The 12,511-nt window shown below is 68.7% G+C and carries 11 protein-coding genes; 5 read left to right on the top strand and 6 right to left on the bottom strand.

What is annotated here, in order from left to right:
• Positions 1–108, top strand: a 108-nt coding sequence (locus GEV10_29975; GenBank protein MQA82641.1) for an IS982 family transposase, incomplete at its 5' end; no start/stop codon positions are given.
• 25 nt (positions 109–133) lie between these two features.
• On the opposite strand, the gene GEV10_29970 is transcribed toward GEV10_29975, so the two are convergent.
• Genes GEV10_29970 through GEV10_29960 form a run of 3 tightly spaced genes read right to left on the bottom strand, consistent with a single transcriptional unit; the run spans position 134 to position 3,632 of the window.
• A complete protein-coding gene (locus GEV10_29970; protein ID MQA82640.1) occupies positions 134–997 on the bottom strand; it encodes a hypothetical protein in 864 nt (287 codons plus the stop codon).
• A gap of 13 nt (positions 998–1,010) precedes the next feature.
• Complete coding sequence (locus GEV10_29965) at positions 1,011–2,288, bottom strand: 3-oxoacyl-ACP reductase (GenBank protein ID MQA82639.1); 1,278 nt, start codon at positions 2,286–2,288, stop codon at positions 1,011–1,013.
• 60 nt (positions 2,289–2,348) lie between these two features.
• Positions 2,349–3,632: an acetyl-CoA C-acetyltransferase gene (locus tag GEV10_29960; protein MQA82638.1), complete on the bottom strand. Its 1,284-nt coding sequence runs from the start codon at positions 3,630–3,632 to the stop codon at positions 2,349–2,351.
• An 89-nt stretch (positions 3,633–3,721) separates the two neighbouring features.
• On the opposite strand from GEV10_29960, the gene GEV10_29955 reads away from it, so the two are divergent.
• Positions 3,722–5,632: an acyl-CoA oxidase gene (locus GEV10_29955; protein ID MQA82637.1), complete on the top strand. Its 1,911-nt coding sequence runs from the start codon at positions 3,722–3,724 to the stop codon at positions 5,630–5,632.
• Positions 5,633–5,721: 89 nt separating this feature from the next.
• Here the strand turns inward: GEV10_29955 and GEV10_29950 are convergent, their stop codons facing one another.
• The 3 genes from GEV10_29950 to GEV10_29940 form a co-directional block, all read right to left on the bottom strand.
• Entirely contained in the window at positions 5,722–6,594 is an 873-nt protein-coding gene (locus tag GEV10_29950; GenBank protein ID MQA82636.1) for a DNA adenine methylase, read from the bottom strand.
• Entirely contained in the window at positions 6,591–7,955 is a 1,365-nt protein-coding gene (locus GEV10_29945; GenBank protein ID MQA82635.1) for a hypothetical protein, read from the bottom strand. Before GEV10_29945 ends, GEV10_29950 begins: the two co-directional genes overlap by 4 nt.
• A 169-nt stretch (positions 7,956–8,124) precedes the next feature.
• Positions 8,125–8,724, bottom strand: coding sequence for a hypothetical protein (locus GEV10_29940; protein ID MQA82634.1), 600 nt, complete (start codon positions 8,722–8,724; stop codon positions 8,125–8,127).
• Between the two features lie 115 nt (positions 8,725–8,839).
• Between GEV10_29940 and GEV10_29935 the strand changes: the two genes are divergently transcribed.
• The 3 genes from GEV10_29935 to GEV10_29925 all read left to right on the top strand — a co-directional run bounded on the left by GEV10_29935 (position 8,840) and on the right by GEV10_29925 (position 12,351).
• Positions 8,840–9,643 carry a methyltransferase gene (locus GEV10_29935; protein ID MQA82633.1) on the top strand — a complete coding sequence of 268 codons (804 nt, stop codon included), beginning with the start codon at positions 8,840–8,842 and terminating at the stop codon, positions 9,641–9,643.
• Positions 9,644–9,826: 183 nt separating this feature from the next.
• Positions 9,827–10,192 (top strand): hypothetical protein, encoded by a 366-nt coding sequence (locus tag GEV10_29930; GenBank protein ID MQA82632.1) that lies wholly within the window; start codon positions 9,827–9,829, stop codon positions 10,190–10,192.
• Between the two features lie 5 nt (positions 10,193–10,197).
• Entirely contained in the window at positions 10,198–12,351 is a 2,154-nt protein-coding gene (locus GEV10_29925; protein MQA82631.1) for a carbon starvation protein A, read from the top strand.
• Positions 12,352–12,511: the final 160 nt, after the last annotated feature.

Raw genomic sequence — 12,511 nt, 5'->3', positions numbered from 1 at the left:
GTATTCACCCGAGTCGCCCAACGCCTGCTGGCCATGGCCGCCGGGATCTGGCACAACTGGACCACCGGCGTCACCAGCAAACGATCACTCACCGCCTACGACCACTGACCAGCAGCTTCACGGAATCATTCATCTAGGCGCGGACGCGGCCGAGGAGGTGCGGGCTGCCCGAGGGGGAGCGCAGGCCGAACGACCAGCCGTCGTCGCGGCGCGCGGACGCGAACTCCACGGTGCCGGGCAGGAGCACCGGCTTGCGGAACTCGACGTCGACGGTGTACGTGCTCGGCAGCCGGCCCTCGAGGGCGGCGAGGCAGCGGGCCTTGGCCCACATACCGTGCGCGATCGGCCGCTTGAACCCGAACAGCCTGGCCCGGAGCCGGCCAAGGTGGATCGGGTTGACGTCGCCGGAGACCTTGGCGTACCTGCGGCCGAGGTCGCGCGGCACGTGGACGACCGCGGCGGTCCTGACCGGCACGGCGAGCTCCTCGCGCAGCATCACCTCGGTGTCGTGCTCGTCGGTGAGCCGCGCCACCCTGCGACCGGGAGCGAGGTAGGTGCTCCGACCGAACCACACGGTCTGACCCTCGACCTCGGCACGCGACACCAGGTCGACCTGCGCGCCCTTGCGGTGCGGGAGGAGGCGTTCGGCGTGCACGCGGAACGTCAGCGACGACGCGAGGTGCACCGGCCGCGTCACGGTGATGCTGTTGCGGATGTGGACGAGGCCGGGCAGCGGAAACGGGAAGGCGCGTTCGGCCATCTGCGCGACCTGCAGGGGGAACGCGAGCACGTGCAGGTACGTCGCGGGCACCTCGTCGCCGAGCCGGTATCCGCACACCCGGTCGTACGCCGCCAGCCGGTCGGGGTCGATCCGCACGTCGTCGACCAGCAGCTCGCGTTCCGGCAGCTTGTCGCCGTGCCGGCCGACGAGGCCGAGGGCTCCGCGCAGGTACAGCGGTCGCAGCTGGGGCAGCGCGGGCAGCCGCTCGCTCGCCATGGTCAGCATCGCCTCACGCGCCCAACATGCTCTGGCCGCACACGCGCACCGTTTGTCCGGTCACGCCGCCGCTGCCCGGCCTGGCCAGCCAGGCGACCGTCTCGGCGACGTCGATCGGCAGGCCGCCCTGGCCGAGGCTGTTGATCCGGCGGCCCATCTCGCGTGCGGCGTACGGCATCTGCGCAGTCATCTCGGTCTCGATGAAGCCTGGGGCGACGGCGTTGATGGTGCCCTCGGTGCGCCCGAGGACGGGCGCGAGCGCCTGCACCATGCCGATGATGCCAGCCTTGCTCGCCGCGTAGTTGGTCTGGCCGCGGTTGCCCGCGATCCCGCTCTGCGAGGAGAGGCAGACGACGCGTGAGCCCGGCCTGAGTACCTCGCGGGCGAGCAGCTCGGCGTTGACCCGCAGCTGCGCGTCGAGGTTGACGGCGAGCACCGAGGCCCACTGCTTGTCGTCCATGTTGACGAGCAGCTTGTCGCGGGTGATGCCCGCGTTGTGCACGAGGACGTCGACACCGCCGTACCTGTCGGTGAGGTGACGGGCCAGCCGCCGCGGCGCGTCGACCGCCGTGATGTCGAGCTGCACGGCGATGCCGCGCACGTCGTTGGCCGTCGCCGTCAGCAGCTCGCCCTGCGCGGGGACGTCGAGGCAGACCACCCGCGCGCCCTCCCGCGCGAGCAGCGACGCGATCGCCGCCCCCAGGCCGCGGGCGGCTCCGGTGACGAGCGCGACGCGGCCGTCGAACGGCCGGTCGGCGTCCTCGAGCACGCCGACCTCGCCGCCGCGGACGCGGACCGCCTGGCCCGACACGTACGCCGACCGCCCGGAGAGGAAGAAGCGCAGCGTGGACGTCGCCGACGTCTCGGCGCCCGCCGCGACATAGGCGAGGTTGGCGGTCGCTCCGCGCCTGACCTCCTTGGCGACGGACCTGACCAGTCCCTCGACGGCGCGTTGTGCCGCGACCTCGCCAGGAGCGACGCAGTCCTCGGGTGGCGTGCCGAGGACGAGCACGCGCCCGCTGGCGCCGAGGCGACGCAGCGAGTCGTGCAGGAACACGTACAGCGAACGCAGACCGTCGACCGTGACGATGCCGGTGGCGTCGTAGACCAGCGCGGCGTAGGTGCGTTCGCCCTCGTCGGCGGTGACGACCTCGACGCCCACCTCGCTCATCGACGCGGTGACGGCGGACGCGAGGCGTCCACCTGCGGCCGCCCCGAGGAGCAGCGGGCCGTCGAGCGGCGGCTCGCCAGGAGCCTGCCTGCGCAGCGGCGACGGCTGCGGCAGCCCCATGGCCTTGGTCACGCCGCGACCGACGGGGGAATCGACGAGCAGCTTCGCGAGGGGCACGCCCTACACCGCCTCCAGGATCGCCACCACGCCCTGGCCGCCGGCGGCGCAGATGGAGATCAGGCCGCGGCCCGACCCCTTCTCGGCCAGCAGCTTCGCCATGGTCGCGACGATGCGACCACCGGTCGCGGCGAACGGGTGGCCGGTCGCGAGTGACGACCCGACGACGTTGAGCCGGGACCTGTCGATCGCGCCGAGCGGGCGGTCGAGTCGGAGCCGCTCCGTGGTGAACTGCTCGTTCTCCCATGCGCGGAGCGTCGCGAGCACCGTCGACGCGAACGCCTCGTGGATCTCGACGAAGTCGAAGTCCTGCAACGTCATGCCGGTGCGCCTGAGCAGCCGCGGCACCGCGTGGACGGGGGCGGTGAGCAGCCCGTCGCCGCCGTGCACGTAGTCGACGGCGGCGGTCTCGACGTCGACGAACCGCGCGAGCATCGGCATGCGCCTGGCGCGCGCCCAGTCCTCGCTCGCGACCAGCACCGTCGACGCGCCGTCGGTCAGCGGCGTCGAGTTGCCCGCCGTCATCGTCGCGTCAGGCCCCTTGCCGAACACCGGCGCGAGCCCGGCCAACGACTCCGGCGTCGAGTCCGGGCGCATGTTCGCGTCGCGCTGCAGGCCGAGGTACGGGGTCACGAGGTCGTCGAAGAACCCTCTGTCGTACGCGGCCGCGAGGTGGTGGTGGCTCGCGAGTGCGAGTTCGTCCTGTTCCTCTCGGCCGATGCCCCATTCCCTCGCCGTGACCGCCGCGTGCTCGCCCATGGACATGCCGGTGCGCGGCTCGGCGTTGCGCGGCGCCTCGGGCACGACCTGGCGAGGACGCAGCCTGCCCAGCGTGGCGAGCCGCCTGCCGAACGTCCTGCTACGCCGCATGTCGAGCAGCAGCCGGCGGAAGTCGTCGTTGACCGCGACCGGCGCGTCGCTCGCGGTGTCGACGCCGCCGGCGACGCCGACCTCGATCTGGTCGAGCGCGACCTTGTTCGCCACCAGGGCCACGGTCTCGAGCCCGGTGCCGCACGCCTGCTGGACGTCGTACGCCGGTGTCTCGGGCGACAGGTGGCTGCCGAGCACGCACTCCCTGGTGAGGTTGTAGTCGCGACTGTGCTTCAGCACGGCGCCGGCGACGACCTCACCAAGCCGCTGGTCCTGCAGGCCGAACCGCGCGACGAGCCCGTCGAGCGCGGCCGTCAGCATGTCCTGGTTGGACGCGTGTGCGTAGGGTCCATTCGCCCGTGCGAACGGGATGCGGTTGCCACCGACGATCACCGCACGGCGTAGCGGCTCGGACATGACAGTGCGTGCCCTCCTTGAGCTGAGGTTTCCGTACCGTACCGTCATCCCTGCAACATCGACAGTGGCCGGGGGAACAGGGGGTGCCGATGACGGCCGGTGAGGAGGCGCCGGCGACCGGCGCGCTTCGCGACGTCCTCGACGGGCAATGGGCCGCCGTCCGTGCGCTGACGCGCGAGCAGATCGGGAGCCCGGAGTTCCGCCCGGTGTACGGCCTCGACACCGAGACCCACCGGACCCGCGTGACCGGACTGGCCCGGGCTCTGGCGAAGACACCTGGCCCGTCCCTCGGCTTCCCCTCGGCGTACGGAGGCGCCGACGACATCGGCGGCTGGATCACCAGCTTCTCGATGATGGCGTTCACCGACCTGTCACTCCTGGTCAAGTGCGGCGTGCAGTGGGGACTGTTCGGCGGCTCGGTGCTCCTCCTCGGTACGCAGCGGCACCACGACGAGTACCTGCGGCAGATCCTGTCGATGGACCTGCCCGGCTGCTTCGCGATGACGGAGACCGGACATGGCTCCGACGTGCAGTCGCTGCGGACGACGGCGACGTACGACCCGGACACCGAGGAGTTCGTCGTCCACACCCCGGGCGACCTGGCACGCAAGGACTACATCGGCAACGCGGCGCGCGACGGCCGGATGGCCGTCGTGTTCGCGCAGCTGTCGACCCTCGGCACGTCCCACGGCGTGCACGCGCTGCTCGTCCCGATCCGCACCTCGGACGGCGACGCGTGGCCGGGCGTGCGGATCGAGGACTGCGGCAGGAAGGCCGGCCTCAACGGCGTCGACAACGGCCGGCTGTGGTTCGACGAGGTACGCGTGCCGCGAACGGCCCTGCTGAACAGGTACGCCGAGGTCGCGCCCGACGGCACGTACTCTAGCCCGATCGAGAGCGAGGGCCGCCGGTTCTTCACGATGCTCGGCACCCTGATCCAGGGTCGCGTCAGCATCGCCGGCGGCGCGGTGAACGCCGCCGAGATGGCACTCACGATCGCCGTCAGGTACGCCGAGCGGAGGCGCCAGTTCGCCGGCCCCGACGGCGACGAGATCCTGCTGCTCGACTACCGGCAGCACCAGCGACGCCTGCTGCCCGCGATCGCCACGACGTACGCGATGCACTTCGCGCAGGAGGAGCTCGTCGGGGCGCTCGACGCCGCCCTCGCCTCCGACCACGACGGCGACCACCGCGAGCTCGAGTCCGACGCCGCCGGCGTCAAGGCGCTCGCGACCTGGCACGCGACCCGGACGATCCAGACCTGCCGCGAGGCATGCGGCGGTGCGGGTTACATGTCGGAGAACCAGCTCGCGAGCCTGAAGGCCGACACCGACGTCTTCACGACGTTCGAGGGCGACAACACGGTGCTGCTGCAGCTCGTGGCCAAGGGCCTGCTGACCGGGTACCGCGACGAGTTCGGTGACCTCGACACCCGCGGCATGGTGCGCTTCGTCGCGGGCCAGGTGCTGGAGTCCGTCCTCGAGGCGACGGCCGTACGCCCGCTGACCCAGCGGATCCTCGACGCGCTCCCCGGCGGCGACCGCGACCTGCGCGACCACGGGTACCACCTGGAGCTCCTCACCTGGCGCGAGAGGCACGTCGTCGCGGGACTCGCCCGCCGGCTGAAGGCCGGCGTCGACGGCGGCACGAGCCCGTTCGACGCCTTCAACGACGCCCAGGACCACGTGCTGCTCGCGGCGCGCACCCACGTCGACAGGCTCGTGCTCGAGGCGTTCGTCACCGCGATCGAGCGCTGCACCGACCCCGCGGTGAAGGCGTTGCTGGGCAAGGTCTGCGGCCTGCACGCGCTCTCGACCATCGAGGCGTCGCGCGCCTGGTACCTCGAGCACAACCGGCTCTCCCCGGAACGCGCCAAGGCCGTGACGCGCGCCGTGGGCGACCTCTGCGCCGAGCTCCGCCCGTCCGCGCGCCTGCTCGTCGACGGCTTCGGCATCCCGGAGGAGTGCATCGTCGCCCCGATCGCCCGCGACCAGGCGTAGAGCCGTACGGCGTCAGAGGACGCGGCGGCGCCCACGTTCCTAGCCGCGGCGCTCTTTCCGGCTAGCCTGAGAGATTGGGCTGCACGCCGTCAGGCTGTGATCCAGCGGGTCTGGCCTCTCGGAACGAGATCCACTGCCGGGATGGTCAAGGAGTCGCCAAATACAGCATATTCAGATCCAACGTGCTGAACCTGAGCCGTATGAGCGATGTTGAACTGGACCGTGCGCAGCCCCGAGTAGAGTTCGCTCGTCACGCGCTCGTGCGCATCGTAGGTCAAGAACCATTGCAGGTTGCTCCGACGTAGCTGGGATGCCAGCGCAGCGTGATCCTCTTCGCTGAGTGAGTCCATGTAGAGGGCGTCGCCCTGCACGAGATACGGAGGATCGACGTAAACCAGGACCTCTTCGATCGACGCGTCGAGCGAATCGAGGAAATCTCGAGCGTCGAGCTGCGTCACGCGCACGCGCCGATGATACTGCCCGAGGGAGCGCACACGATGCGCAAGATTCTCACGATTGAATCGTGCGTCGATCTTCCATCTTCCTTCTTGCTCAAGACCCCCAATCGGCCGAGCGTTGAGGATTCCGGAGCGATTGCATCGGTTGAGAAAAAACGCGGCGAACCCGATCTCGATGTCGGACTTGCCGTGCGGCGACTCGTACGTGGCCCGATGCTCATGCCACGCATCGAGAGTTACTTCCTTACACTCAATCCACTTGGCGAATAGTTCGGTGTCGAAGAAGACACATCGCCAGAACGCGGCTATTCCCGGGTTGAGGTCGTTGATGTGGACCCGGCGTACGTGCTCGTCAACCAGCAACCTTAGCGCAGCCCCAGCGCCACCGGCGAATGGCTCAGCGTACTCCGCGGGACGGCGAGACTGCGATCTGATGAGATCCGCAACAAACGGTGCGAGCCGCCCCTTGCCGCCGGGGTAGCGAAGTGGGCTCAGGTATCTCACGGGCTAGCTGAACCCAACAGCTCATCCGTCTTCTCCATCATCGGCCTGAATGTCTTACTCAGCTCCCGCACCTCACCCACGGTCGGATGCGCCATAACGTTGTGGACGAACGCGTGAAGAGCCTGCACGGCTACACCGCTCGCGTCGTCCTGGCTTCGGATCCAGGCCGTCGCCAGGTCGACATCTCTCCTGCGAGGGTTCTCGATATTGGGATCCAGCCTCCTGAGTACGGTTGCGATCTTCTTCTTGAGCCGATCGTCCGCAGTGCCCAGACCCAGTCTCGTGACACATTCCGTCACCGTAAGTTCCAAGACGACGCGCAGCATGACAGCTGCAACTGCCGATGCGGTGGTGACATCAATGGTCTGCGCTTGAACCAGGAGCTTCGAGGTCCGTATGTCGACATGCCGCAATTTTAGCCCTTTGAAGATGGTCGACTCTTCCCGCGGCATCGTTCGACGCGTCACCTTGGCTGGGATGCCATTTGAGCCCAACGTGCGGGTTGAAGCTGATCCGTCACCAGCGGCACCTGGCTGACGTGGGCTCGGACGTCGTTGCTCTCTGGGGGGCAATGCTTTGGCCTCCGCGGCCTTCTTGATATAGACAGCTCGCTGCTGCTTGCTCTTGATCTGCGAGACACCAACTTCGCCCGCAAGGTCACCGAAGATCTGCTGCATCCCCGCGAAGATGTGCTCACGGTCGAAGTGGAACTCGACCCTGTCGTCCACGAAGTCAAATCCGAAGCTCCGGCGCACCTCAGGATCCGCAACCAGCCGGCCAAGGGTCGTCAGTCGTTCCCTGCGGACCGTCTCGATGTCCGCCAGTAGTTCGGCCTCGGTGGGGAAGTCTGCTGCGACAGCACTGCAGAAGACTGTCGCTCGGTCCGCCTGGGTCCCTTTTCGACGTCGGAAGTTATTGGACTGCCATGCCTGCCACTCGACAACCCCGATGCCGTCGTTCTCACCAGTATGTCGAAGCTCGATCCAGTGCCTAGCCGCCTCGCGATTGGGGGCGGTGTAACAGAACACCGTGTCAGGCCCGGTTCCGCTCGTGGCGATGGTCTTCAGTCTTGCTGAGTACCCATGCTCGTCCGCCAACCCCGGGTTCCGCAAGAGCTTGAGCGCAGCGAGCCGCCTGTTGCCTTCGATGACGACCAGGCCGTCGTTCTCATCAACACAGACAGGTAGTTCAGTCGGGTTAACCGAACTCTCAGTCGCGATGTCTTCAGCCAACTTCAACAGCTTCTGCGGCGCGTCAGCTAGCAGTTTGTTCAGCGCCTCGCGTTGACTGCTCGCCGGCTCGCTGAACCGTGGGTTCGCCTCGTCCAACAGGAGGCTGGCTACCGCATGCTCCCCGTACATGCTCCCGGATGATGTCACAATGACGCAGGTGACGGAGGAGATTCGGAAGGATGCCTGTCTAGGACCAGTAAGCCACAGGGCCGCCTCCCACGTTTTCGCAGGTAGAAGGCCTGTCGGGGAATATGATGTTCCGGCCGAAGCCCACATCTCAAGGATGTGAGCGCGAGCGTCAGAGGACGCGGCGGCGCCAGTCGGGCTCGACGAGGCGCCACTCACGCTGCCAGGCCCTCGAGCGCCGGCGGTTGAGCAGCACGACGACGATGCCGTAGGCGCTCCACAGCACCAGGGTCTGGGTGAAGAGGAACAGCATCGCGGCGCCGATGCCGGAGGCGACCGTCCGGCTCTCCGGCGGGCGGGTGAGCGACGCGCGGCCACGGGAGTCGACCCAGACGTCGATCGACGACGTCACCTTCCGGCCGATCGGCAGCACCAGGTGCTGGCGGTGGTCGCGACCGTCGCCGTCCTGCCATGCCACCCGCACGACCCGCTGCGTCGCGCCGGTCTGCGGGTCGGCGGTCGACGTCGAGGTCGAGAGCACCCGGCCGGTCGCCTGGTAGCCCGTCCGCGCGTCGCGCTCCGCGGCGAACGTCTCCTGCCCATAAGCGGCGCGGCCGACCAACGCCGCGACGACACAGCCGAGGAGGAAGAGCGCACCGAGGACCAGCCGTGCCCGCGTCTGCAGCCGGTCGCTGCGCCGGCGCAACGGGTTGTCGTCGAGACCGAGACGTCGCAGGGCAGCCGCCGCCGGAGACGGGCGCGCGTCGGACACGTGTTGCTCCCCCGTGGACGAGTGCTCAGTCGATTCCCTTCCACTGTAGGCAGCGATGCCGGACGCCATGACGTGAAGCTCGGCACACTCGGGATAGGGTGCGGGACCACTTACCGTGACCCGGAGCCGACTTTGGAGCAGGAAAGTGAAGAATCGGGCAAGCCTGGCCTACAAGGTGCGCTACGCGGCGAAACACCCCGATCGCGTCCCCTCGTACCTGCGCCGGCTGTGCCGCGACCAGATCCTCCGGCTCAGGTCGCGTGACCACGTCAGCTACTACCGCGCGGTCATGCACTCCGACGCCGGCAGGAGCCCGTACGGCGCCGTCGGCACCGCGACCCACGAGCGGTGGCTCGCCCTCGGGAAGATGCAGTTCGACTACCTCGTCGGTCACGGGCTGCGGCCCCGGCACCACATGCTCGAGATCGGGTGCGGCAACCTCCGTGCCGGCTGGCGCTTCATCGACTATCTCGACGTCGGCCACTACTACGGCGTCGACATCTCCCTCGACATCCTGCTCGCCGGCCAGTCCACCCTGGGCGACTCGGACACCCTGACCGGGGTCGACCTGCGCGCGAAGCTGCCGCACCTGACGCCGGTCAACGACCTGCGCCTCACGTTCCTCCCCGACGCGCGGTTCGACGTGATCCACGCGCACAGCGTCTTCTCCCACTCGCCGATCGGCGTGATCGACGAGTGCTTCGCGCACGTCGGGCGGATCATGGCACCCGACGGCTTCTTCGACTTCACCTTCGACCGCACCGACGGGGCCGAGCACCACGTCCTCCGCGAGGACTTCTACTACCGCACCGAGACCCTCGTCGCGCTCGCCGCGAAGCACGGGCTCTCCGCGCGGTTCATGGACGACTGGGAGCAGCTTCCCCACAAGCAGTCGAAGATCCGCGTCACCCACGCCTAGTGCCCTAGCTTCTCGTGATCTGAGACACGTCCTACCGGTCGTCGTCCGGCGGCGACCGGTGACGACATCGCTCCGACCGTTTCGACGATTCGTGATCGCGTACCGCTGTCGCCGTGAGCATTTCCTGAGTACGATCCGGCTGAGTCGGTTCGGGTGACCGCGCCGGCAGGAAGTGGAGCCACGATGATCAGGCTGACCGCGATGGCGCGGACCGCCCTGCGGCCCGACGAGGTCGTCTTCATCGACTGGCATGTCACCGGTCTGTGCTGCGCCGACGCCGGCGAGTTCTCGGTACGCCCGATCCAGAAGCGGCGCCTGCCCCGGCGCACGCGTCCGGCCGACGCCGAGCCCGACCAGTCGGTCTACGTGCACCCGACCGCCTGGGCACATCTCGCCGCGGTCGACGTGACCGTCGACTGCCGGCGGATCCTGAAGGTGCGCCACTTCACCACCGACCTGCCCCCCGACGCCGGGCTTCGGGCCTGCATGGGGCGCCTGGACAGTCACATGGAACGCAGCCGTCACTCACCCCCCGAAGGAGTCCCATGAGTCGCTTGAACCTGCGCTCGGTGCTCATCTGGACCGCCGTCGCCCTCGTCGGTGCCGCCGGATGGGGTGTGCTCGCGCTCGCGCGCGGTGAGAACGTCAACGCCGTGTGGCTGCTGGCGGCCGCCCTCGGCTCGTACGCCATCGCGTACCGCTTCTACGCCAGGTTCCTCGTCAAGCATGTGCTGCGCGTCGACGACCGCCGCGCGACACCGGCGGAGCGTCTAGACAACAGCATGGACTTCCACCCGACCGACCGGCGGGTGCTGTTCGGCCACCACTTCGCCGCCATCGCCGGGGCCGGCCCCCTCGTCGGTCCCGTCCTCGCGGCGCAGATGGGCTACCTGCCCGGCACCATCTGGATCGTCGTCGGCGTGATCTTCGCCGGCGCGGTGCAGGACATGATCATCCTGTTCTTCTCGATGCGGCGCAACGGCAAGAGCCTGGGCCAGATGGCACGCGACGAGATCGGACCGGTCGGCGGCATCGCCGCGCTGGTCGCGGTCTTCGTCATCATGATCATCCTGCTCGCGGTGCTCGCGCTCGTCGTCGTGAACGCGCTCGCCGCGTCGCCGTGGGGCACGTTCTCCCTCGCCATGACCATCCCGATCGCCCTCTTCATGGGCCTCTACCTGCGCAAGCTGCGCCCGGGCAAGGTCATCGAGGTGTCGGTCATCGGCGTCCTGCTGCTCCTGCTCGCGATCATCTCCGGCGGCTGGGTCGCCGACTCTGCCCTGGCCGACACGTTCACCCTGAGCCCACAGGCGCTGACACTCTGGCTGATCGCGTACGGCTTCGTGGCCGCGGTGCTCCCGGTGTGGATGCTCCTCGCCCCGCGCGACTACCTGTCGACGTTCATGAAGATCGGCACGATCGTGCTGCTCGCCCTCGGCGTCGCGTTCACCCTGCCGGGCATGCAGAACACCGCGTTCACCGAGTTCGCGTTCAACGGTCAGGGCCCGGTGTTCGCCGGGTCGCTGTTCCCGTTCGTGTTCATCACCATCGCCTGCGGCGCCCTGTCCGGGTTCCACGCGCTGATCTCGTCCGGCACGACTCCGAAGATGATCCAGAAGGAGTCGCAGGTCAGGATGATCGGCTACGGCGGCATGCTGATGGAGTCGTTCGTCGCCGTCATGGCGATGATCGCCGCCTCGGTCCTGACGCCCGGCCTCTACTTCGCGATGAACGCCCCCGCGGGGGTGGTCGGCGCCACGGTCCAGTCGGCGGCCGAGGCCGTCACCGGGCTCGGGTTCTCCATCACGCCGGAACAGTTACAGGCCGCGGCGGCCGCGGTGCAGGAGGAGACCCTCATCGCGCGCACCGGAGGTGCGCCCACCCTGGCGATCGGCATGTCGGAGATCTTCTCCGGCCTGTTCGGCGGCGCCGCACTGAAGGCGTTCTGGTACCACTTCGCGATCATGTTCGAGGCCCTGTTCATCCTCACCACGGTCGACGCGGGCACCCGGGTCGGCAGGTTCATGCTGCAGGACACACTGGGCAACATCTGGAAGCCGCTCTCCCGCGTCAGCTGGTGGCCGGGACTCGCCGCCACCAGCGCCGTCGTCGTCGCGGCCTGGGGCTACTTCCTCTACCAGGGCGTCACCGACCCCCTCGGCGGCATCAACCAGCTGTTCCCGCTGTTCGGCATCGCCAACCAGCTGCTGGCCGCGATCGCCCTCGCCGTCGCCACCACCCTGTTGATCAAGAGCGGTCGGCTCAAGTGGGCGTGGGTGACGGGCGTCCCGCTCGCCTGGGACGCCGCCGTCACGCTGACCGCCAGCTGGCAGAAGGTGTTCTCGGCGGACCCGAGGCTCGGCTTCTTCTCCCAGCGCGCCCGTTATGCCGAGGCGCTCCAGCAGAACGAGGTGCTGGCGCCGGCGAAGTCCCTCGACGACATGCAGCGGGTCGTCACGAACTCCACGGTCGACGGCGTGCTCGCCGCCCTCTTCGCCATCCTCATCATCATCGTCATCGTCGACTCGATACGCGTCTGGATCAAGGCGATCAGGCTCCGCGAACCGCTGCCGATGGCCGAGGCGGAGTACGTCGAGTCCACCATCGTCGCGCCCGCCGGCCTCATCGCGACGTCGGCCGAGCGCGAGCAGATGAGGCTCGCCGGCGCCGGTGCGGGCGACCGCAAGTCCGGCGGCGCCGGCGGCTGACCGCTGACCCGCGGCGCTATCCCTGTTGATCACGTTAACCTCGATTGTTCACGTGGGGTGGTGGTGTGGCCGTGGTGGGGTGTTGTGGGGTGTGGTTGAGGTGTTTGCGGGGTGGGGGGTAGGGCGGTGGCCCGGTTGTCGCCTGGGGTGGGCGCCGGTT

The sequence above is a fragment of the Streptosporangiales bacterium genome (assembly GCA_009379955.1).
Taxonomy (GTDB): domain Bacteria; phylum Actinomycetota; class Actinomycetes; order Streptosporangiales; family WHST01; genus WHST01.
The sequence above is the reverse complement of the archived record's forward strand: the minus strand, read 5'-3'. Positions and strand labels throughout refer to the sequence as shown.

Excerpts from the sequence above, each read along its gene's own strand:
- GEV10_29960 (MQA82638.1), bottom strand. The coding sequence starts at position 3,632 with ATGTCCGAGCCGCTACGCCGTGCGGTGATCGTCGGTGGCAACCGCATC.
- GEV10_29955 (MQA82637.1), top strand. The coding sequence starts at position 3,722 with ATGACGGCCGGTGAGGAGGCGCCGGCGACCGGCGCGCTTCGCGACGTC.
- GEV10_29945 (MQA82635.1), bottom strand. The coding sequence starts at position 7,955 with ATGTACGGGGAGCATGCGGTAGCCAGCCTCCTGTTGGACGAGGCGAAC.
- GEV10_29970 (MQA82640.1), bottom strand. The coding sequence starts at position 997 with ATGGCGAGCGAGCGGCTGCCCGCGCTGCCCCAGCTGCGACCGCTGTAC.
- GEV10_29930 (MQA82632.1), top strand. The coding sequence starts at position 9,827 with ATGATCAGGCTGACCGCGATGGCGCGGACCGCCCTGCGGCCCGACGAG.
- GEV10_29965 (MQA82639.1), bottom strand. The coding sequence starts at position 2,288 with ATGGGGCTGCCGCAGCCGTCGCCGCTGCGCAGGCAGGCTCCTGGCGAG.